The sequence below is a fragment of the Blastococcus sp. SYSU DS0753 genome, assembly GCF_054051175.1.
Genome location: NZ_JBJHAT010000002.1, coordinates 116,815 through 139,297 on the forward strand (window position 1 = coordinate 116,815; position 22,483 = coordinate 139,297).

14 protein-coding genes are annotated in these 22,483 nt (G+C 75.5%); 9 read left to right on the forward strand and 5 right to left on the reverse strand.

Annotation, left to right across the window (positions count from 1 at the left end):
• Positions 1–29 precede the first annotated feature (29 nt).
• Both ACI799_RS02545 and ACI799_RS02550 read right to left on the reverse strand, forming a co-directional pair.
• Positions 30–2,726: a S8 family serine peptidase gene (locus ACI799_RS02545; RefSeq protein WP_456612368.1), complete on the reverse strand. Its 2,697-nt coding sequence runs from the start codon at positions 2,724–2,726 to the stop codon at positions 30–32.
• A 130-nt stretch (positions 2,727–2,856) separates the two neighbouring features.
• Positions 2,857–3,243, reverse strand: coding sequence for a hypothetical protein (locus ACI799_RS02550; RefSeq protein ID WP_456612369.1), 387 nt, complete (start codon positions 3,241–3,243; stop codon positions 2,857–2,859).
• 145 nt (positions 3,244–3,388) lie between these two features.
• On the opposite strand from ACI799_RS02550, the gene ACI799_RS02555 reads away from it, so the two are divergent.
• The 6 genes from ACI799_RS02555 (at position 3,389) to fmdA (ending at position 9,123) form a co-directional block, all read left to right on the forward strand.
• Positions 3,389–4,150, forward strand: a complete 762-nt coding sequence (locus ACI799_RS02555) for an alpha/beta fold hydrolase (RefSeq protein WP_456612370.1) — start codon at positions 3,389–3,391, stop codon at positions 4,148–4,150.
• Between the two features lie 98 nt (positions 4,151–4,248).
• A complete protein-coding gene (locus ACI799_RS02560) occupies positions 4,249–5,136 on the forward strand; it encodes an alpha/beta fold hydrolase (protein ID WP_456596645.1) in 888 nt (295 codons plus the stop codon).
• A gap of 155 nt (positions 5,137–5,291) precedes the next feature.
• The gene (locus tag ACI799_RS02565; RefSeq protein ID WP_456612371.1) at positions 5,292–6,548 is read left to right on the forward strand and encodes an MFS transporter; all 1,257 of its coding nucleotides are present in this window, start codon (positions 5,292–5,294) and stop codon (positions 6,546–6,548) included.
• 221 nt (positions 6,549–6,769) lie between these two features.
• Complete coding sequence (locus ACI799_RS02570) at positions 6,770–7,054, forward strand: FmdB family zinc ribbon protein (RefSeq protein WP_456612372.1); 285 nt, start codon at positions 6,770–6,772, stop codon at positions 7,052–7,054.
• Positions 7,055–7,116: 62 nt separating this feature from the next.
• Positions 7,117–7,803: an AmiS/UreI family transporter gene (locus ACI799_RS02575; protein ID WP_456612373.1), complete on the forward strand. Its 687-nt coding sequence runs from the start codon at positions 7,117–7,119 to the stop codon at positions 7,801–7,803.
• A 66-nt stretch (positions 7,804–7,869) separates the two neighbouring features.
• Positions 7,870–9,123 (forward strand): formamidase, encoded by a 1,254-nt coding sequence (fmdA, locus tag ACI799_RS02580; protein ID WP_456598685.1) that lies wholly within the window; start codon positions 7,870–7,872, stop codon positions 9,121–9,123.
• 86 nt (positions 9,124–9,209) lie between these two features.
• Here fmdA and ACI799_RS02585 read toward each other — a convergent pair whose 3' ends face one another.
• From ACI799_RS02585 to ACI799_RS02595, 3 genes are all read right to left on the reverse strand, one after another.
• Positions 9,210–10,958, reverse strand: a complete 1,749-nt coding sequence (locus ACI799_RS02585; protein WP_456612374.1) for a putative bifunctional diguanylate cyclase/phosphodiesterase — start codon at positions 10,956–10,958, stop codon at positions 9,210–9,212.
• A gap of 101 nt (positions 10,959–11,059) precedes the next feature.
• Positions 11,060–12,856 (reverse strand): putative bifunctional diguanylate cyclase/phosphodiesterase, encoded by a 1,797-nt coding sequence (locus ACI799_RS02590; RefSeq protein ID WP_456612375.1) that lies wholly within the window; start codon positions 12,854–12,856, stop codon positions 11,060–11,062.
• A 148-nt stretch (positions 12,857–13,004) separates the two neighbouring features.
• Positions 13,005–13,538, reverse strand: a complete 534-nt coding sequence (locus ACI799_RS02595) for an NUDIX hydrolase family protein (RefSeq protein WP_456596640.1) — start codon at positions 13,536–13,538, stop codon at positions 13,005–13,007.
• A gap of 142 nt (positions 13,539–13,680) precedes the next feature.
• Between ACI799_RS02595 and ACI799_RS02600 the strand changes: the two genes are divergently transcribed.
• The 3 genes from ACI799_RS02600 (at position 13,681) to ACI799_RS02610 (ending at position 22,451) form a co-directional block, all read left to right on the forward strand.
• On the forward strand, positions 13,681–15,618 hold the full coding sequence (locus ACI799_RS02600; RefSeq protein WP_456612376.1) for a primary-amine oxidase: 1,938 nt from the start codon (positions 13,681–13,683) through the stop codon (positions 15,616–15,618).
• A gap of 340 nt (positions 15,619–15,958) precedes the next feature.
• Positions 15,959–17,860, forward strand: a complete 1,902-nt coding sequence (locus ACI799_RS02605) for a S9 family peptidase (RefSeq protein WP_456588470.1) — start codon at positions 15,959–15,961, stop codon at positions 17,858–17,860.
• A gap of 88 nt (positions 17,861–17,948) precedes the next feature.
• Entirely contained in the window at positions 17,949–22,451 is a 4,503-nt protein-coding gene (locus tag ACI799_RS02610; protein ID WP_456598688.1) for an HAD-IC family P-type ATPase, read from the forward strand.
• Positions 22,452–22,483: the final 32 nt, after the last annotated feature.

Genomic DNA, 22,483 nt, shown 5'->3' on the forward strand with positions numbered 1-22,483 from the left:
GAGTCGTCGCGGGGCTGCCGTCGCTCACCTCAGATGCTCAACCCGCCGCAACCGCTGCTGCAGTCGACGGTCCAGATCGAGCGGGCCAGCGCGCTGAACCGGGCGGACGGCAGGAGCCGCTCCCCGCGCGGGCCGCGGACCGTGCCGTCGGACCCACCGGCCGGCGGGGTGCCGCCCGGTGCGGCCACCCCCGGCTCGGTGCCCGGGGCCGACGGCGCGGGCGCCGTCGGGGTGGGCGCCGTGGGGGCCGGCGACGAAGTCGCCGTCACCAGGGTCAGCCCGCCGCCGAGCACCGTCGACGAGCGGTCCGGCGCGAAGACGTGGACGTCGTAGACGCCCGCCACCAGCGTGGGCGACTCGAAGACGATCTCCGTGCCGCTGAGGCCGACGATCCGCACCCCCGTACTGCTCCCCACGCGCACCAGCACCCCGGACTGGAAGCCCGAACCGCTGATCCGCACCCGGGTGCCACCGGACGCGCTCACCACCGACGGCGAGATCGAGGTGATCCGGTACGCCCCCACCGACGGGTACTGCTTCTCCCCGCCCGTGGCCGGCTGGGGTGCCGCCGGCGCAGGAGCAGGAGCCGAGGGAGCCGGCGATGACGGAGCAGGGGCCGACGGTGCCGGGGCCGAGGGGGCCGGCGACGACGGCGTCTCGCTGCCGGGACGCGGCGTGGTCGGCGCGGTGCTGCCACCGTCCGGGGTCCGGCCGCCGTCCACCACGGGCGACGACGGGGCGGGGGCCGGCGTCGGCGAGGTCCCCGGCGCAGGAGCCGAGCCACCGGGCGCCGGTGCGCCGACGGACGGAGCCGGTGCCGACGGCGTCGGAGCGCCCGGCGACGACGGCGCCGGAGCGGTCGGGTACGTGGGAGCCGGCGTCGGGGAGGTCCCCGGCGCAGGAGCCGAGCCGCCGGGCGCCGGGCTGCCGACCGACGGCGCCGGCGTGCTCCCGCCGGACGGCGGAACCGGCGTTCCGGGAGACGGCTCGGGCGCCGGGTCGGCGCTGCGCTGTGCCTCCTCGCCGACCAGCAGCGGGGCGGCGTAGGCCATGCCGAGCGCCTCGCCGTCCTTGGCCAGCTGGACCACCAGCACGTACCGGCCGTCCTGCAGCTCGGTGCTCGGCGTCAGCACCAGCGAGCCCAGCCCCTCCCGGGTGCCCAGCGAGAAGCGCGCCTCGCCGGCGTCGTCGGTCGTCGCCGTCTGGCCGTTCAACGTGATCGCGTGCTGCGTCAGCGCCAGGACGTCGCCGCCGTGCTCCATGCCCAGCGAGATCCGCGCCTCGTAGGCACCGCCCGGCACCGAACCGCTGGCGACGACCTGCGGGGTCACCGTCCCGGCCATCGCGGTCATGTTCGTGAAGCGGTACCGCACCGGCGCCGCCGTCTCCCCGAACTTCGTCAGCGACAGCCGGCCGCCGGTCACCGACCTGCCGGCAAAGGCCGGCAGGGGCTCGACGTCGGCGAGCAGCCGCTGCACCACCTCGGGTGCGGACGCCTCGCGGTCCAGCCCCTTGTAGAGCGCTGCTGCCGCGGCCACCTGCGGCGCCGCGATCGAGGTGCCGCTCACGAGCTTGTACCAGCCGTCGGGCGTCGTGGAGAACACGAGCGTCCCGGGGGCGAACAGCTCCACCGTGCCCGCCCCGTAGGCGGAGAAGTCGCTGACCGTGTCGGCGGCCGTGCTGGCGCCCACGGTGATGACGTTGGGCCGGTTGATGCTCGCCGGGTACACCGGCGAGGTGTCGCGGTTGGTGCTGTCGTTGCCGGCCGCGACTACGACGACGACGCCCAGGCTGTTCGCGTAGTCGATCGCCTCGGTCAGGATCGCCGCCCCGCCAAGGCCGCCCCAGGAAGCGTTGATGACGTCGGCGCCGTTCTCCGCCGCGTAGCGGATCGCCTCGGCGCCGAGGTGCAGGTTGACATCCCGCCCGGCCCCGATGACCAGCGGCATGATCGTGACGTCCGGTGCCACCCCCGCGGTGCCGTGGCCGTTCCCGGCCCGGGCACCGGCGGCGCCGGCCACCGTGGTGCCGTGCGAGTTGTCCAGCCCGGCGTTCGTGACGTCGGCGGAGTTCGTGTAGAAGTTCCAGCCGTGGCAGTCGCCCGGCTTGCCGTTGGCGTCGGTGTCACCGGTACCGCAGGGCTGGTCGGGGTTGGTCCACAGCGCACCCTGCAGGTCGGGGTGGTTGACCGCCAGCCCGGTGTCGATGACGGCGACGGTGAGCCCCCGCCCGGTGCCGGCCCGCCAGCCCTCCGGCGCGGAGACGTCGGCCTCGGCGACGCCGCTCTGCCCGTAGAAGTTCGAGCCGTTGTTGCTGAGGTTCCAGCCGGCGCGGCTCCAGTACGGGTCGGAGATCGACTCCCCGAGCACCTCGCCGGACTCCGAGAGCGCCACCCGCGCCCCCGCGAGCAGCTCGGTGACCACCGAGGGGACGAGGTCCTTCCCGGCGACCAGCGCGGAGCCGTCGAACAGCGACTGCGCCGAGGCGATCGCGGGGTGGGCGTCCAGCAGCGCCACCTGCTCGGCGGTGACCCCACCGTCCAGCGTGACGACGAGGCGGGTGAGCCCGTCGCCGGCCGGGCCGAAGCCGTCGGCGATCGGTACCGCCGGCGCCGCGGAGGCGAGCGTGCCGATGACGGCCGTGCCCCCGAACCCCAGTGCCGCGGCCGCCAGGACCGCGATCCCGCGGTACCCCCTGCCGGCCGATCGGCCTGCCGTGTCCCTCATGTGTCACCCGATCCGTCGTCGAGACCTCTTCCTGGAGGACCTCGGCGCGCACCGGACGGTGCTGGATAGCTCGAAGGAGGGAACTACGGCACCGGCTACCCCGTCGACCGGCGGTAGGTGGCGGGTGGGGTCAGTCCTTCAGCGAGCGGATCCACAGCGCCGCCGCGCCGTAGCCCAGCGAGCTGGTGATCGCCCGCGTCGTGGTTCGGCCACCCGCCTGGCCCGCCGCCGCGAGCGCGGTCAGCGTGTCGAGCAGGTTCATCGCCGCCACGGCGGCCAGCCCGCGGTCGACCTCCTCGTCGGTCTTCGCGGTCAGCGCCAGCGCGGATACCACCAGCGCCCGGCTGCCGAACAGCCGCTGCAGCTGCAGGCCCGACGGCGTCACCGGCACGCCGTAGCTGTTCGCCACCGCCCGCGGCGCCAGGACGCTCATCGCCCCGAACGCCGCCCCGACGGCGCCCAGCGCCTGCGCCATCGACCTCTTCGAGGTTCCGGCTGCGGTCTTCTTCCTGAACATCGCGAACTCCCAGGTACGAGGACAGACGGCGTCGGCTCACCGCCACCGGCCACTCAACCAGCGCCGCGCCCCGCCCGCAGCGCGAGCCGGGCGCTCCGCCGTTAGCGTCCCGACCATGACCGCCGACCGCCGTTCCCGGTAGACCGTGCCGCCGGCCGTCGAGCTGCAGCACCGCCCCACCCCGTGGGGCGTGCTGCGCAGCCGCGTGACCGGCACGGCTCGCCCCGGTGTCGCGGAGGTCGTCGTCGTCCCGGGCCTCGCCGTCGCCAACTACCTGCAGCCCGCCGTCGAGGCACTCGGCACCTGGACCCGCGCGCACCTCGTCGAGCTGCCCGGCTTCTCCGGCAGCGGCGAGCCGCCGCACCCGATGGACGTGGTCCAGCACGCCGACGCGGTCGCCCACTGGCTCGCCGCCGGCGGGCCCGATACCCCGGTCCTCGTCGGGCACTCCAGCGGCACGCAGGTCGCCGCACACGTCGCGGCCCGCGAGCCCGGGCGGGTGCGGGCGCTGGTGCTCGCCAGCCCGACCGTCGACCCGGCCTACCGGAGCATGCGCCGCGTCCTGCTCGCCTGGCGGCGCAACCACGAGCTCGAGCCGCCGGAACTCGACGTCCAGCACACCCCCGACCGGCGCCGCGCGGGCCTGCGGCGGGTCCGGCACGCCCTGGCCACCCACCTCGCCGACCGCCTCGAGGACACGATCCAGCGGGTCGACTGCCCCGTGTTCGTCCTCCACGGCGACCGCGACCGCCTCTGCACCGAGGCCTGGGCGCGCGAGCTCAGCACCCGGGCGAGGGACGGCCGGTTCCGCAGCGTCCCCGGCGCGCACAGCTTCGTCTGGACGGCGCCCGACGCGTGGTCCGCCCCCATCGCCGAGCTCGCCGGCGCCCCGCCGCTCACCGCGTGACACCGAGCCCGGCGGCGATTGACCCCCGGGGAGCCGGACGCCACGATGGCCGGACCGCCGACCCCGCCGGGCGGCCTGCGATGACCGTGAGGGAGACCATGAGCGGCACGGAGACGATCCAGATCCCCCACCTCGGTGGCTCGACCATCGGCTACCGGCTCGGCAGTGCGTACGACGCGTCGCTCCCGACGCTGGTGATGGTCAACTCCTTCACCACCTCCGTCGAGCTGTACCGGCCCCAGTTCGCGGACGAGCAGCTCTCCGCCACCGCCAACCTGCTCGCCATCGAGCCCTACGGGCACGGCGCCACCCGCGCCTCGTACCGGCAGTTCACCTACTGGGACACGGCCGTCGCCGGGCTGCAGGTGCTCGAGGCGCTCGGCATCCCGCAGGCATTCGTGCTGGGCACCTCCCAGGGCGGCTGGGTCGCGGCACGCATGGCCATGCTCGCTCCCGACACCATCAGGGGCATCGTCCCGCTCGGCACCTCGATGGACTTCGAGAGCCAGCGCAGCCGCGAACTGGGGTGCTGGGACGGGGTCGCGTTCTGCACCCCCGCCATCGACGCGCTCGCCGAGCCCGTCGGGAACGACTGGACCGTCCCGGTCGAGCTCGTCGACGCCACCCTCGCGGAGGGCATGGGCGACGACGTCCCGGCCGACGAACGCGCGTTCTGGCACCGGGAGCACCAGGAGAACTACGCCGGCGACGCCGGACGGCAGCGGCTCCGGATCAGCAGCATCAACCTGCGTGACCGGGACGGCCTGCACGGCCGGCTGGACGGCGTCCGGTGCCCTGTCCTGTGGATGCACGGCACCGCGGACCGGGTCTACTCGGTCGCGAACGCCCAGGCCGAGATCGAACTCTTCGTCAACAGCGCCGGCGCCGAACTCCGCGTCGTCGAGGGCGGCCAGCACTTCCTCAGCGCGACCCACCCCGAGGTCGTGAACGCCGCGACGGTCGAGTTCATCGACCGCTGGAAGTAGCGCCCGGCGGCCACCTGGTCGGGCGACGCGTCGCAAGTCGACCGTCCCGCCGGCGCGCTAGGGTTGACGGGTTCCAGAACGTCCCGTGTGTAACTACCTGCTGCCGGCCCCGCCGGCGGATCAAGGCGGCACGCCCGATCCGCCCAGCAGAGGTCATGTTCCACACGCGCCCCACCGACTCCGCGGTGCTCCGCTCCGCCGGTCTCTCCTACTTCCCGCTCGCGTTCATCGCGCGGCTGCCGTTCGCGATGATGGTCGTCGGCGTCCTCACCCTCGTCGTCGCCGAGCGCGGCTCGGTGACCCTCGGCGGCCTCAACTCCGCCTGCGCCGGCCTGGGCACCGCACTCGCCGGCCCCCTGCTCGGTGCCGCGGTCGACCGCTTCGGGCAGCGCCGGGTGCTCGTCCCGGTGGGCCTGGTGAACGCGAGCCTGCTGGGCGTCTTCCCGCTGGTCGTCGCGAGCACCGCGGCCGACGCCGCGCTGCTGGCGCTGTCGGTCCTCATCGGCGCCTCCGCACCGCAGATCGCCCCCATGTCACGCACCCGGCTCATGGCGATCATCCGCCGGTCGGTGCACCACGACCGCCGCGAGCGGGTTGTCAACGGCACGATGGCCTACGAGTCCGCCGCCGACGAGATGGTCTTCATCGTCGGCCCCTTCCTCGTCGGGCTGCTCGCCACCGCGATCGCCCCGTGGGTCGCCATCGCCGGCGCCTCGGCGCTGACGTTCGTGTTCGTCACCGCGTTCGCCCTGCACCCCACCGGCCGGCTGCACCCCGGCACGGACCCGACGGCGGCCGCGCGGGCACCCGTCCGCGAGCTCACCCGCTTCCGGCTGCTCACCGTCGTCGTCGGCACCCTCGGCGTCGGCCTGTTCTTCGGCGCCACCCTGACCTCGCTCACCGGCTTCCTGGCGGTCGACGGCGACGGCGACCGCGCCGGCCTGCTCTACGGCGTCATGGGCATCGGGTCGGCGGTGCTCGCGCTCGGCACCGCGGCCCTGCCGGTGCGCTTCTCGCTGCGGGCGCGGTGGCTCGCCTTCGGGTCGCTGCTGCTCGCCGGCGCGATCGCCTACGCGTGCGCCGGGTCGGTGCCGGCGCTCGTGGCCGCCCTCGCGGTGCTCGGCTGCGGCGTCGGGCCGACGCTGGTCACCCTGTACAGCCTCGCCGCGGCGCTGAGCCCGGCCGGCCGCTCGGCGACCACCATGACGATGCTCGGCTCCGCGGTCGTCGTCGGCCAGGCGGTCGCCTCCGCGCTCACCGGCGTGCTCGCCGATGCGCTGGGCGCGGGCACCGCGCTCGCCGCCCCCGCCGTCGCCGCCGCCCTCGTGCTCGCCGCCGGCGCGGCGCACGCGGCATCGGTGCAGCGGAGCGCCGTGCGACCGGAGCCCGAGCCGGTCCCCGTGCAGGTATAGCGACCGGGGACGACAGCAGGTCCGCGGCCGCTCTGCCTCTGAGTGCCACGGCACTCAGAGGCAGAGCCCGCGCGGGACCGCACATTGCGTGAGGGCGCGCGCGAGCTCTCACGTACCGGAACGAGCTCGCTTGCCGCTGGATCGCCGGAGGCCTTGACCGGTCCTCCGGCCCCCGAGAGCGTGGGTCGCCTGCTCGAACACCGCGAGTGACGAGGACGGCGATGGCTTCCTACGTGTACCGATGCGACGACCACGGGCTGACGGAGCGCTCGCTCCCGATCGGCACCGCCGAGCCGACCACCTGCTGCCCCACCTGCGGGTCCGCCGCGGTGCGGGTCTTCACCCCGCCGCGCCTCTCCTTCGGCGACCCCACGCGGCGCGCCCTGATCGACCGGACCGAGCGGACCCGCGACGAACCCGAGGTGGTGTCCTCCCCCGGCCCGCGACCGACCCGCCGCTCCCCGGTCGCCGCCAACCCCGCGCTCCGCCACCTGCCCCGGCCCTGAGCCGGGCGTCGCCCACCGGAACGAGCAGCCCGCTCCGCCTCCCGCGATGAAGGGACGTCCCCATGGCCAGCGTCGGACTGCTCTACGTCGGGGCCGTGCTGATCCTGAACGGGCTGATGCTGCTCGGGTGGGTGGACGCCCGCGCGGCCGCGCCGCTGAACTTCTTCGTCGGCGGGCTGCAGGTGCTCACGCCGACCTTCCTGATCGTCACCTCCGGCGGTGACCCCGACACGATCCTCGCCGCCTCGGGCCTGTACCTGTTCGGCTTCACCTACCTCTACGTCGGGTTCAACCTGCTGGGCGACCTGGACGGCACCGGGCTCGGCTGGTTCTCCGCGTTCGTCGCCTGCTGCGCCCTGGTCTACGCCGGGCTCAACTTCGGGCGCCTGGACGACCCTGCGTTCGGCGTGATCTGGCTCTACTGGGCGGTCCTGTGGGCGCTGTTCTGGGTCGTCCTCGGGCTGAAGCGGGAGGAGTGGACCCGGTTCACCGGGCTCGTGGCCGTCGTCGCCGGCGTGTTCACCGCCGCCGTCCCCGCGTTCCTGCTGCTCACCGGCGTCTGGGGCGACTACCTCACCGAGTCGGCGGTCGCCCTCGCCGTCATCTGCCTGGCGTCGCTGGCGCTCGCCCCTCGGCTGCGCGAACCGGCGGCCACCGAGGCGACGGCGCCCGCGCCGGAGCTGCGGGAGGGCGACGTGCCGCCGTCGTCCCCCCGCTCCGGGACCCCGACCGCCCACGAGAGGCGGTGACGCCGATCCCGCACGCCGCACCCGCTCGCACCCGGACGCGCACCACCTGTGACCTGGAGGTCCCCCGTGCCGAAAGTCGTGTACCCCCTCGACTCGTCGAAGAAGTTCACCGAGCAGCAGTACGTCGGGCACAACCGCTGGCACCCCGACATCCCGGCCAACGTCACCGTCCGCCCGGGTGACACCTTCCGCGTCGACTGCCGGGAGTGGTTCGACGGCGCCATCCACAACGACGACTCCGCCGACGACATCCGCGACGCGCCGCTGTCGACGGTGCACTGCCTGAGCGGACCCTTCCACGTGGAGGGCGCGCAGCCGGGTGACCTGCTGATCGTCGACATCCTCGACGTCGGCCCCATCCCGCAGGAGGACTCCGGGCCGCTCGCCGGCCAGGGCTGGGGCTACACCGGCATCTTCGCCAGGCAGAACGGCGGCGGCTTCCTCACCGACCAGTTCCCCGACGCCTACAAGACGATCTGGGACTTCTCCGGGCAGACCGCCACCTCCCGGCACATCCCGGGCGTCTCCTTCACCGGCATCGTCCACCCCGGGCTCATGGGCACCGCGCCGTCGGCCGAGCTGCTCGCCCGCTGGAACCGCCGCGAGCAGGCGCTGATCGACACCGATCCCGACCGGGTGCCGCCGCTGGCGCTGCCCCCGCTCCCCCAGGACGCCATCCTGGGCACGCTGCAGGGCGCCGACTACGACCGGGTGGCCGGCGAGGCCGCGCGCACCGCGCCACCGCGGGAGAACGGCGGCAACCAGGACATCAAGAACCTCACCAAGGGCAGCCGGATCTTCTACCCGGTGTTCGTCGACGGCGCGAAGCTCTCGCTCGGTGACCTGCACTTCTCGCAGGGCGACGGCGAGATCACCTTCTGCGGCGCGATCGAGATGGGCGGCTTCATCGACCTGCACGTCGACGTCATCAAGGGCGGCATGGAGACCTACGGCGTCAGCGAGAACGCCATCTTCCTGCCCGGCAACGTCGACCCGCGGTACGAGCGCTGGCTGGCGTTCTCCGGCACGTCGGTGACCCTGGACGACGAGCAGCGCTACCTGGACTCGCACCTGTCCTACCAGCGCGCCTGCCTGCACGCGATCGACTACCTGACCAAGTTCGGCTACACGCCGGAGCAGGGCTACATGATCCTCGGGGCCGCACCGATCGAGGGCCGGCTCTCCGGGGTCGTCGACATCCCGAACTCGTGCTCGACGGTCTACCTGCCCACCGGGATCTTCGACTTCGACGTGGAGCCCTCGGCGTCGGGCCCGACCCGCATCGACCCGGGCATGGGGGTGCCGCGGTCCAGCTTCTGAGCCGGCCACCTCTCCACGGACGGCCCCGGCCACGCAGGCCGGGGCCGTACGTGCGCCGTGGCGGTATGGCGGGCGACGGCGGCCGGCTACACCCGGACGCCGGGTGCGAGCTCGGCGATGAGCTCTCCGACCGGCCTCGGCCGCCCGTACAGGTAGCCCTGCGCCAGCGGGCAGCCGAGGTCGACCAGCGCCCGCGCCTGCTCCGGTGTCTCCACGCCCTCGGCGACGAGGACCAGCTCCAGCGCGTCGGCCAGCGCCATGACGCTGCGCAGCAGCCGCGCCCGCCGGCTGGAGGTGGTGATCGCCGAGACGAAGGAGTTGTCCAGCTTCAGGAAGTCGGTGGGCAGCGTGTCCAGCCGCGCCAGCGCCGAGTAGCCGGTGCCGAAGTCGTCGATCGCCACCTGCAGCCCGTGCTCGCGCAGCGCGTGCAGCGCCGCCACCGACCGGGTCGTCTCCGCCTCGACCAGGCTCTCGGTCACCTCGACGACGGTCCGCTCCGCCGGCCAGCCGGTCGCGGCCAGCGTCGCCAGCACCCGGTCGGGGAACCCGGGGTCGTCCAGCTCCAGACCCGACACGTTGACCGTCAGGAACAGCGTGCGCCCGGTCGCCTCCGACAGCGTCCGCGCGTCCTCGCACGCCGCCGTCCACACGAACGCGCCCAGCGCGCCGACGAGGCCTTCCTGCTCGGCCACCGGCACGAACTCCGCCGGCGGGACGGGCCCGCGCGACGGGTGCGCCCAGCGCACCAGCGCCTCCACGCCGACGACGTCGCCGTCCGCCGGGGTGACGATCGGCTGCAGATGGACCGACAGCCCACCGGAGCGGCCGGCCGCGAGCGCGGCGGCGAGGTCGCGCGCCAGCGGGCTCTGCCCGTCGGCGTCCAGCTCGCTGCGCCCGCGGCCGAGCGTCTTCACCCGGTACAGCGCGGCGTCGGCCCGGCGCATGAGGTCCGACGGCGAGTCGCCGAGCGCCAGCTGCGCCACGCCCACCGACGTCCCCACCTGCGGCAGCGCCGCCCGCAGCGACTCCGCGACGGCCAACGCCCGCTCGCCGTCGGAGCCGGGCAGCAACAGGGAGAACTCGTCGCCCCCGTGCCGCGCCAGCACCGCACCCCGGGGCAGCAGCGGCCGCCAGGTGGCCGCGACCGCGCGCAGCAGCTCGTCGCCGGCCGCGTGTCCCTGCGTGTCGTTGACGGTCTTGAAGTGGTCGAGGTCGAACAGCGCCGCCGACAGCGGCTCCCCCGAGCGCACCGCCGTCCGCACCGCCGCGTCCAGCGTCTCGTCGAAGCCGCGCCGGTTGACCAGCCCGGTGAGCGCGTCCTCCTCGGCGCTGGCCGCCCGCCGCGCCAGCACCCCGACGGCGCCGGCCGAGCCCAGCACCAGCACCGCCAGGACGACGGCGGTCCCGACGGGGACGTCACCGCGCACGGCGACGACCACCGTGCCGATGGCGAGCATCTCGGTCAGGAAGCCCAGCGCCCACGGCCGCGGGAAGAAGAGGAAGGCGACCATCGCCGCGAACGCCGACAGCGCCAGCACCGCGACCGCGCCGCTCACCGTCGGCGCGGAGAGCCCGAAGATCCCGATGCCCACGACGCCCAGCACGAGCAGCGCCTGGAAGAAGCCCCGCGGCACCAGGTGGCCCCAGCGCACGACCGCCAGACCCACCAGGGTCGTGACCGGCCCGAGCGCCGTCACGGCCGGGTGCACGTGGTCGAGGCCGCCGGGCGTGCCGAGGACCAACCCGACGGCCGCTACCCCGCCCAGAGCGGTCAGCAGCCCGGCGGTCCGGGCGACCACTCGCGGGGTGGCCACCTCCGGGGCCATCCGACTCATGCGCATGACCGTCTAATCGGTTGTGCGCCACCGGAACTGGAGGGTCGCCTCCCCCGTCCGGGCAGGTTCCGCAGGCGGGCGGGGTGCGGGGCCGAGCCCGGTCACGACGGGAAGTGCGTCCCCAGCTCGTTCAGTGGGGCCGGCCGGGAGAACAGCCAGCCCTGCGCGTAGTCGCAGCCCATGGCCTGCAGCGCCGCGCGGTGCCCCTCGGTCTCGACCCCCTCGGCGGTGACCACCAGGCCGGCGCCGTCGGCGAAGTCGACGAGCAGCTGCACCAGGGCCCGGTCGCGGTCGTCGGTGAGGATGCCCTGCACGTACGAGCGGTCGATCTTCAGGCCGTCGGCGCGCACCTCGCGCAGGTGGCGCAGCGACGTCCCGCCGGCGCCGACGTCGTCGAACGTGACCTTGTAGCCGGCGGCGCGCAGCTGCTCGAGCGGCTCGACCGCGGCGTGCAGCTGGTCGACCAGCAGCGACTCCGGCACCTCCACCCGCACCAGCGCCGGGTCGAGGCCGGCGGCACCTGTGGCGTCGGAGAGCACCGTGCCCAGGCCCGGGGTGAGCAGCCGGTCGGTGCTCACGTTGACGTTCAGCGCGACGCAGCCCGCCTCGGGGCCACTTTCCCGCTGCCAGGCGGCGAACTCCCGCGTCGCGGTGCGCAGCACCCAGTCGTCGAGGGCGGTGAGCTGACCCGACCGGGCGGCCGAGGCGAGGAAGGCGTCGGGCGCCAGCAGGCCCAGGCGCGGGTGCTGCCAGCGGACCAGCGCCTCCACGCTGCCGAGCCGGCCGTCGGCCAGCCGCACGATCGGCTGGTAGAGCAGCAGGAACTCCCCGCGGGCCACGGCCTGGGCCACGCTGGTACCCGCGAGCGGGTCCGCGTCCACCGCCGTCGTCACCAGGACGGGGCCGCTGACGTGGTCCCCGCCGTTGCGCTTGCCCGTGTACATGGCCAGGTCCGCCGCCCGGACGAGCTCACCCGGGTCCACGGAGCCGCCGGCGCTCACCGCGAGCCCGGCGCTGACCCGCACCCGCTGCGCGACGCCGTCGTCCCGGCTGATCGCGGCCACGGCCCGGTGCATGCGGACGGCGATCGAGTGGGCGATGTCGGTGTCGGGTGCGCCGTCGCGGCGGGCCAGGGAGGTGTCGATGTCGAGGCACGCGGCGAACTCGTCGCCGCCGAGGCGCGCCACCAGGTCCACCGGCCGGGCGGCCTCGGTCAGCGCGGCCGCCACGTCGCGCAGGAGCGCGTCCCCGCGGTCGTGCCCGAGGTCGTCGTTGACCAGCTTGAACCCGTCGAGGTCGAAGTAGACGACGGCGGTCTGGTGCCCGGGCTGGGTGGCGCTGCGCCGGCAGGACTCCTCGACCCGGCCGAAGAACGCGTGCCGGTTGGCCAGGCCGGTGAGCGGGTCGCGCAGCGCCTGGCCGGCGAGCGCGCGGGCCAGCGCGGAGAGCAGCACGGGCATCGGGACGGCCCGCACGCCGTCGGCGCCCAGCACGAGGACGTGGTCCTGCACGTGCTCCGGGTCCCGGGTGATCGCCCGGCTGGACGCCTCGATGACCGTCGTCGTCGCCGGCAGGGTGAGCGCGTCCCACTGGGCGACGTCGGACAGCCGCCGGCGCCCGTACAGCGAGCGGCCGTAGCCGTAGGCCCCGCTCATCAGCGCCTCGAAGCGGCTGCGCTCGACCAGCCCGACCACGCCGTCGACGTCGGGGTGGGCGATGACCGCGCACCCGGCGTCGCGGGCCCGCCCGAAGACCCGGTCGAGCTCCTCGCAGCTGCCGGCACCGGGCAGCACGGGCACCGCGCGGGCCAGGACGCCGAGGGTGAAGGTCTCGCCGGCCTCGCCCTCCGGGTGCAGGGCACCGAGACCGTCCTCGACCGTCGTCAGGTGAGTGATCACAAGATCACATCGACGCGCGGAGGTGCGGAACCGGAGGGCGGGCCGCAAATCTCACCCGGGCGGGTGGCTGACCTGCGGATTTTCCCGTGGTGCGGGTCACCTCCCGCGCCGAGCCGGGGCGCCGCCACGGCCCCGGGCCGGTGGCCGGTCAGACCCCGAGGTGCGCCAGCGCCTGCAGCAGCAGGGTGCTCTGCCCGTTGGTCAGCTCGGCCAGCACCGCAGGATCGCGCGCCTCCAGCGGCGAGAACCAGGTCAGCTCCAGCGCGTCCTGCTGCGGCGAGCAGTCCCCCTCGACCGGCACCACGTAGGCCAGCGACACCGCGTGCTGGCGCGGGTCGTGGAACGGCGTCACCCCCGGCGTCGGGAAGTACTCGGCGACGGTGAACGGCTGCGGCGCGGGCGGGACCCGCGGCAGCGCGAGCGGGCCGAGGTCCTTCTCCAGGTGCCGCAGCAGCGCCGCCCGCACCCGCTCGTGGTACAGCACCCGCCCCGACACCAGCGCCCGCTTGATCTGCCCGTCCTCACCGGCGCGCAGCAGCAGCCCGATCGCCGTCACGGTGCCCTGCTCGTCCACCCGCACGGGCACCACGTCGACGTACAGGATCGGCAGCCGCTCGCGCGCCGCGTCCATCTCCTCGCGGGCCAGCCAGCCCCCGCCTGTCGCCGTCGTCAGCTCGGTCATGGGAACTGTCTAGCCGATGCGCCCAGCAGGCCGACACCCGCGCGGCTGGACGGCGGACGTGCTCCCCGTCACGTGGCGGCGCCGATCCGAGCCCCGACCGGAGCCCTTCCGCTTCCGCACCCCCAGGAGTAGGCACGTGACCATGACCGCCGTCACAACCGGTACGACCACCCACCCGCTCGCCCGGCTGACGGGCGAGGAGATCACCGCCGCGACGGCGATCGTCCGCGCCGCCGGCCTCTGCGCCGAGTCCAGCAAGTTCGTCTACGTCGGGCTCGAGGAGCCGCACAAGGCGCAGGTGCTGGCCTGGCGGCCGGGCGACGCCGTCGAGCGCCTCGTCCGGGCGCTGCTGCTCGACCGCGCCACCGGCGCCGGCCGCGACGTCACCGTCTCGCTGACCGCCGGCACCGTCGTCCGGGACGTCGAGCTCGACGCCGTCGCCGACGGGCAGGTGCCGATCCTCGACGCCGAGTTCGAGTCGATCGAGCCGATCCTCGCCGCCGACGAGCGCTGGGTCGCCGCGATGGCCAAGCGAGGGTTCGACGTGGCCGACGTCCGCGCCGTGCCCCTGTCGGCCGGCTCCTACTTCGCCGACGAGCGAGGCCACCGGATCGTCCGCGTGCTCGGCTTCCACCAGGCCGACGAGGCCGACCTGCCCTGGGCCCACCCGGTCGACGGCGTGGTCGCGTTCGTGGACATCACCCGCGGCGTGGCGACGGCGGTGCAGGACCACTTCGACCTCGCCGTCCCGGCCGAGCGCGCCGACCTGACCCCCGACGTGCACCCCGCGCCGGTCCGCGACCTCAAGCCGATCGAGATCGTCCAGCCGGAGGGGCCGAGCTTCACCGTCGAGGACGACGAGGTCACCTGGGCCGGCTGGCGCTTCCGCATCGGCTTCGACATGCGCGAGGGGCTGATCCTCAACCAGCTCTCCATCGACGGCCGCTCGGTCATCCACCGCGCCTCGATCTCGGAGATGGTCGTGCCCTACGCCGACCCCTCGCCGGTGCGGTTCTGGCAGAACTACTTCGATACCGGCGAGTACCTCTTCGCCCGCTACACCAACTCCCTGGAGCTCGGCTGCGACTGCCTCGGCGAGATCCGCTACTTCGACGCCACGATCGCCGACGAGGACGGCGCCCCGCGCACGATCCGCAACGCCGTCTGCATGCACGAGGAGGACTACGGCGTCCTCTGGAAGCACACCGACATGTTCAACGGGATGGCCGAGACGCGGCGCCAGCGCCGGCTGGTGATCAGCTTCTTCACCACCATCGGCAACTACGACTACGGCTTCTACTGGTACCTCTACCTCGACGGCACGATCCAGCTGGAGAGCAAGGCCACCGGCATCGTGTTCACCTCCGCCTACCGCGGTGAGGAGCACCCGTACGCCACCGAGATCGCCCCCGGCCTGGGCGCGCCGTACCACCAGCACCTGTTCTCCGCGCGGCTGGACATGGCCGTCGACGGCGTCGACAACACCGTCTACGAGGTCGACGCCGTCCGGCAGCCGGTCAGCGAGGTCAACTCCTACGGCAACGCGTTCACCCGCCGGATGACGCCGCTGACCTCCGAGGCGGAGGCCGCGCGGCTGGCCGACGGCACCGTCGGCCGGGTGTGGCACGTGGTCAACGAGTCGAGGAGGAACCGGCTGGGCCAGCCGGTCGGCTACGCGCTGCACCCCGAGGGCGGTCCGGTGCTGCTGGCCGACGAGTCCTCGTCGGTGCACGCCCGGGCCAGCTTCTCCACCAAGCACCTGTGGGTCACGCAGTACGACCCGGCGGAGAAGTACGCGGCCGGCGACTTCGTCAACCAGCACCCCGGCTCGGCCGGCCTCCCGGCGTTCGTCGCCGACGACGCGCCGCTGACCGACACCGACGTCGTCCTGTGGCACACCTTCGGGCTGACGCACTTCCCGCGGCCGGAGGACTGGCCGGTGATGCCGGTCGACTACGCCGGCTTCACGCTCAAGCCGGTCGGGTTCTTCGACCGCAACCCCGGCCTGGGCGTGCCGAGGTCGGCGTCGTCCCACTGCGCGTCGGGGGCGGACGAGGCCCCGAGCGGGCACTGCTCGTGACCGCCGCCGTGGCCCGCGCGGTCGCGTCTCCCGCGGGCGCGCTGATGTCGCCCGGGCCGGCGCTCGTCTCCGGCCGGCTGCTGGTCGCAGCGACTGCGACGCTGCGCCGCTGACCCGCCGCGCACCGCCCCGGGGTCCGCACGGGCTCCGGGGCGGTGCCGCGTCCCGAGCACGCGGAGCCTGGCCGATTCCGCCGGCGGGCGGCGTGGGCCGTTCCCTCCCGGCGCTGCGGAGGCCATGCTGCGGGGAGCCCGACGGGACCTGCACCACCACGGGGTGCGGCGCGTGTGGCAGCTTGGTCCCCCGGAGATCGGCTGCAGAAGGTGGAGGACGTCGCACGGTGACGATCGGCGCGAGCGTGTCCCCCCACGTCGAGGAAGCCGTGGCGCTCGCCGAGGACCTCGTCGACGCCTGGGGCAGCTGGGGCCCCAACATGACCCCGGACGCCCGGCAGGTCGCGTTCATCAGCGACCGCTCGGGCACTCCGCAGCTCTGGCTCCAGGACGTCGTCCTCGACGGCGAGCAGCCGCCGGCCCGGCACATCCCGCTGTCCGACGACCCGGTCATCTCGGTGCGGTGGGCGGCCGACAGCCGCTGGCTGGCGTGCGAGGTGGCCACCGACGGCGGCGTCCGGACGGCGGTGTGGGTGGTCCGGCCCGACGGCTCGGACGCCCTCCGGATCGCCGGCAACTCCGACGAGCACGCCGAGCTCGGCCCGTGGACCCGTAGCGGTCACCGCGTCGTGGTGACCCTTCCCGGGATGGCGGCCGGCGTCCCCACCCGCGCCTACCTCGCCGACCCCGCCACCGGCCGGCTCGACCCGCTGGCCGAGGGCGACCTGATCCACGTGCTCGACGTCTCCCTCGAGGAGCGGTTCATCGTCATCCGCGACGGCGAGCGGGGGCAGCAGTACGTCGTCGTCGTCGACCGGCTCAGCGACGAGGACTTCAGCGCACTCCCCCACGGGGCCACCGGATCCACGGACGTGGCGCTGATCCGGCCGGCGCCGGAGGACCACAGCGGGCCGGTCTACGTGTACCTCGCCTCGGACGTGGGCCTGCCCCGCCGGCAGCTCATCGGGCTGCCGTTCGGGCCGAACGGCTGGCGTGGTGAGCCGCGGACCCTCGCGGCCCGGGAGGACGCCGAGCTGGAGGACATCGACGCCGACGACGCCGGCGGGCTGCTGCTCCTGGTGTGGAACGTGGCAGGGCGCAGCGAGCTGGAGCTGATGGACACCGCCACGGGCGGGCGCACACCGATCTCCGGGTTGCCCGGGCTGGTGGCCGCCGACCCGGTGCTCAGCCGCGACGGCTCCAGCGTCGTGCTCGGCGTGCAGGGGCCCACGCGCCCGCGGGAGCTGTGGCACCTGGACACCACCACCCACGCCTGGACACGGGTGACCTCCGCGCCGCCACTACCCAGGCGCCGGCTCGTCGTCCCGAGCCTGGAGAGGTTCACCGGCCGTGACGGCCTGCCGTTGAGCGGCTGGCTCTACCGCGCCCCGGGCCGGCTCAACGGCCCCGGCCCGGTCGCGATCTACCTGCACGGCGGCCCCGAGGACCAGGAGCGGCCCGCCTTCGCACCGCAGCACCAGTCGCTGGCGGCCGCCGGCGTGAGCGTGTTCGCGCTCAACATCCGCGGCTCGGCAGGCTTCGGCCGCGAGTTCGTGCACGCCGACGACCTGCACGGCCGGTACGACGCGTTCGCCGACGTCCTGGCTGCCGCCGAGCACCTCGTGGAGGCCGGCATCGCCGAACCCGGCCGGCTCGCGGTCACCGGCCGCTCCTACGGCGGCTACCTGACCCTCGCGACGCTGGCCTTCTCGCCCGGGGTGTTCTCCGCCGGGGTGGACGTCTGCGGCATGTCCGACCTGGTCACCTTCTACCGCGACAGCGAGCCGTGGATCGCCGCGGCCGCCGTGACCAAGTACGGGCATCCCGAGCGCGACCGGGCGCTGCTGGAGGACATCTCCCCCCTGTCCTCGGCCGGCAACATCCAGGCCCCTCTGCTCGTCGTGCACGGCGAGCACGACACCAACGTGCCGATCGGCGAGGCGCACCAGATCGTCCGGGTCCTGCACGAGCTGGGCCGCGCGGTCGAGTACCTCGAGCTCGCCGGCGAGGGGCACGTCTTCCGCCAGGCGAAGTCCCGCAAGGCGCTGGCCGGCGCGATGACCCGCTTCCTCCACACCCACCTGTGCCGGGATGCGATCCAGCCCGGCCACGACGGGAGCGGCGGGTGACGCTGCGCCGCTGATCCGCCGCGCACCGCCCCTGCGGTTCACCCGCTGGACACGTACCGTTTCCCGTGACCGTCGTCACGGGAGATCCATGACTCTGCTCCGCCGCCTCGACTCGGCCCGCCGGGCCGCCCACGAGGTCGCGCGCGCGGCCACCGGCGCCGCCGCGCTGGCCGCCGTGCCCGTGGTCGTGGGCGCCGGTCTGCTGGGCGGGACGGCGTCGGCCACCACCCGGCTCGCCCGCGCGGGGGTCAGCGGGTCGCTGCACCTCGCCCACGGCGCCGCCGTCTCCGGCACCCGCGCGGTCGGCACCCTGGTCACCGGCGCCGACCCGCTGCCCAGCGGGCACCTGCACGACCTGGTCGACGCCGCCCGGGGCCTGCTCGAGCCGGCGCCGACCCGGCACACCCGCCGGGTCTGGGGCGACCGCGACCGTCTGCAGGTGGAGCTCGAGGAACCCGCCGAGGACGACGCCCCCGCCGCCCGCGCCGCGCTGCGCCGCCACCTGGAGCGGCTCGAGGGCGTCGAGTGGGCCACGGTGAACGACGTCGTCGGCCGGGTGCTGGTCGCCGTCGACGCCCGCCGGGTCGGCCTCGAGGACGTCGTCGGCGTGGTCACCGAGATCGAGCAGGCCCGCGGCGGCACCGGCGTCTTCCCGCAGCGCCCCGACCACCCGGCCGACGTCGAGCCGTTGCTGGCCGCCGTCCTCGCCGCCGCCGTCGACACCGTGGCCTTCGGCGTCGCCACCGCCGCCAAGTACCTGCCGGTCCCCGCGGTCCACCGGCACGCCACCCTCGTCATGGCGCTGCTCGACACCCAGCAGTGGCTCAAGCAGGCGCTGTCGGACCGCATCGGCCCGGTGGGCACCGACCTCGTCTTCGAGGGCACCAGCGCGGTGCTGCACTCGCTCACCCAGAGCCCCACGGTGCCGGCGCTCAACGCCGCCGCCGCCGCCCAGCGGGCCCTGGAGATGCGGGCCCGCCGACAGGTGTGGCGCCGCCGCGAACGGGAGCTGTGCGGCCCCGAGCCCGACGACGACCGCGCCGCCGAGCCCCCGCCCGGCCCGCGCCCCGGCGAGCTGCCGCGAGGGCCGATCGAGACCTACCGCGACCGGCTGGGGCCCACCGAGCTCGGCGCGGCGCTGGGCCTGCTCGCGCTCACCCGCCGCCCCGGCCGCGCCGCCGACCTGCTGCGGGCGCTCACCCCCAAGGCCGCGGTGCAGGGCCGGGAGTCCTTCGCCGCCACCCTCGACCTGCTGCTGTGCCGCCAGGGCGTCCTCCCGCTCGACGGCTCGGCCTACCGCCGCCTCGACCGCGTCGACACCGTCGTCGTCGACGCCGCCGCGCTCTGCACCGGCCCACCGGTGGTCGTCGAGGCCACCGCGGACGCCGACGGGTGGGACGACGCCGCCGTCTGGTCGGCCGCCACCCGGCTGCTCACCGGCGACGCCCCCGCCGACGACCATCACCGGCTGGGCCCCGTGCGCCGCACCGGCGACGCGCCCGGCGGCGAGGTGCGCTCGCTGCTCGAGGGCCGCCGCCGGGTCGGCACCGTGACGGTCGCCGCCGAGCTCGACCCGCACGCCGAGGCGCTGCTCACCACCGTCGCCGACGCGGAGCTGCGCCTGGTGCTCACCCGGCACGTCGGCGCCCGCGACGTCACCGGGCTGGCCGACGACGTCGCCGACGACGGCGCGCTCGTCGACACCGTGCGCGCGCTGCAGGCCGACGGCCACGGCGTGCTGGTGGTGTCGGCCACCGACGGGCCCGCGCTGATGGCCGCCGACGTCGGCCTCGCCCCGGTGCTCGCCGGCCACGCCCCGGCGTGGGGCGCAGACCTCGTCACCGACCCCGGGCTCGCCGACGCCTGCCGCGTCGTCGCCGCCGTCCCGGACGCCAAGGCCACCAGCCGCCGGTCGGCCGGCGCCGCGCTCACCGGCAACGTCCTGGGCGGGCTGCTCGCCGCCGTGGGCAGCCCGCGGCTCGGCCAGCGCCGGGCCACGACGCCGGGCAAGTACGCCGCGCTCAGCACGATGGTGGCCGGTACCCGCGCCGCCGTCCGCGCCGCCCGCCGTCCGGTGCCGGCCCCGACCGTGCACACCCCCTGGCACGCGCTCGACCCCGACGACGTCCTCCGCCGGCTGGCCGACGTCCCGGCCGGGCCCGAGCACCGGCCCGGCCGGCTGCCCGCGGCCGCGCGGCGGGCGGCCGCGCTCCCCGCCGTCCGGGTCCCGGCCCGGTTCGGCCGCACCGTCGCCGCGGAGCTCGCCGACCCGCTCACCCCGATCCTGGCCACCGGGGCCGCGGCGACCGCGGTGCTCGGCGAGATCACCGACGCGGTGTTGGTCGGCAGCGTCACCGCCATCAACGCCGTCGTGAGCGGGCTGCAGCGGATGCGCGCCGAGAGCGCCCTGGAGGCGCTGCTGCTCGAGCAGGCGCGCTGCGCCCGGCGGCAGACCGACGGCGGGTCCGAGGAGGTGCCCGCGAGCGCGCTGCGCCTGGGCGACGTCGTGCTCGTGGAACCCGGCGACGTCATCGGCGCCGACGCCCGGCTGCTGGACGCCGAGGACCTGGAGGTCGACGAGTCGAGCCTGACCGGGGAGTCGCTGTCGGTCGCCAAGTCGGTGCCCGCGACGCCGGGGGCCGACCTCGCCGACCGCACCTGCATGCTCTTCGACGGCACCACGGTGGTCGCGGGGCGGGGCCGCGCCGTGGTCGTCGCCGTCGGCGCGGCCACGCAGGCCGGGCGGGCCGCCCGCGCCGCGGGCGGTGCGGCGCCACCGGCGGGCGTGCAGGCGCGGCTGGCCGAGCTCACCCGCGCCGTCCTCCCGCTCACCCTCGCCGGTGGCGGGGCGGTCACCCTGCTCGGCGTGCTGTGGGGCCGCCCGCTGCGCGAGTCGGTCGCCGCCGGGCTGGCGATCGCGGTCGCCGCGGTGCCCGAGGGTCTGCCGCTGGTGGCCACCGTCGCCCAGCAGGCCGCGGCCCGGCGGCTCTCCGGGCGCGGCGCGGTGGTGCGCAGCGCCCGGGTGCTCGAGGCGCTCGGCCGGGTCGACACCGTCTGCTTCGACAAGACCGGCACGCTCACCGAGAACCGGCTGCGCGTCACCCGGCTGGTCCCCCTGGACGGCGGCAGCGAGGAGGAGCTGCTCCGGCTGGCCGCCGCGGGCATGGGCAACGGCGACGACCTGTCCCACGAGACGGACCGCGCCGTGCTGGACGCGGCGGGCGACGCCTGGGACTCCCCGCCCGACGCCTGCCTGGGCTTCGCCGCCGGCCGCGGCTTCTCCGCCGCCGTCCGCGACGGCCGGCTCGTCGTGAAGGGCGCCCCGGAGACCGTCTTGCGCCGCTGCGCCGATGCCACCGAGCTGCGCGACCGCGTCCGGCAGCTGGCCGGCGAGGGGCTGCGGGTGCTCGCCGTCGCCGACCGCGCCGTCGACGGCACGCCCGACGACCTGGACGAGGCGGCCACCGGGCTCACCCTGCGCGGGCTGGTCGGGCTGTCGGACACGCTGCGCGAGTCCTCGGTGCGCGCCGTCGAGCAGCTGCGGGCCGCCGGCGTGCGGGTGGTGGTGGCCACCGGCGACCACCCCGAGACGGCGGGCGCCATCGCCGCGCAGGCCGGCGTCCCCGACGCCGACCGGGTGGTCACCGGCGCGCAGCTCGCCCGGGCCACGGACGCCGAGCGGGCGCGGCTCGTCGCGGAGACCGCCGTCTTCGCGCGGCTCTCCCCCGAGCAGAAGGTCACCCTGGTGGCCGCCCTGCGCCGCGCCGGGGCGACGCTGGCGATGACCGGCGACGGGGTGAACGACGCCGCCGCGATCCGGCTGGCCGACGTCGGCGTCGGCGTCGAGGGCGCGGAGTCACCGGCCGCCCGCACCGCCGCCGACCTGGTGCTCACCGACCTCGACCTCACCCGCCTGGTCGACGCGATCGCCGAGGGCCGGGCCATGTGGTCCCGCGTGCGCGACGCGGTGTCGGTGCTGGTCGGTGGCAACGCCGGCGAGGTCGCGTTCACCGTGCTCGGCACCGCGGTCGGGGGCCGCGCACCGGTGAACACCCGCCAGCTGCTGCTGGTCAACCTGCTCACCGACATGTTCCCGGCGCTCGCCGTGGCGGTGGCGGCTCCGCGGCAGGTGCCCGTGGGCGACGACGACGGCCCGCTCGCCGGGCACCCGCTCGCGCCGGTGCTGCGGGCCGGCCCGCACCGCGGCTTCACCACGGCGGTGCGCCGCATGGTCGTCGTCCGGGGCGCGGCGACGGCGGCCGGCGCCACGGCCGCCTGGACGGTCGGCCGGGTGACCCCGGTCTTCCCCGGCCGGGCGAGCACGATGGGGCTCGCGGCGCTGATCACCACCCAGCTGGCGCAGACCGCGTGGTCGGGCCGGCGCAGCCCGCTCGTGCTGGTCACCGTCGCCGGCTCGCTGGCCGCCCTGCTGGCGATCGTGCAGACCCCCGGCATCAACCTGTTCTTCGGCTGCACCCCGCTGGACCCGCTCTCGTGGGCGGTGGTGCTCGGCGCGGCCGTCCTGGCTGCCGCGGGCGCCGAGGTGGTGCCGGCCCTGCTCGCCCGCCGGATGGGCGCCCGGACCCCGTGACGGCGCGAGCCCCGCACCTGCGGCAGGTGCGG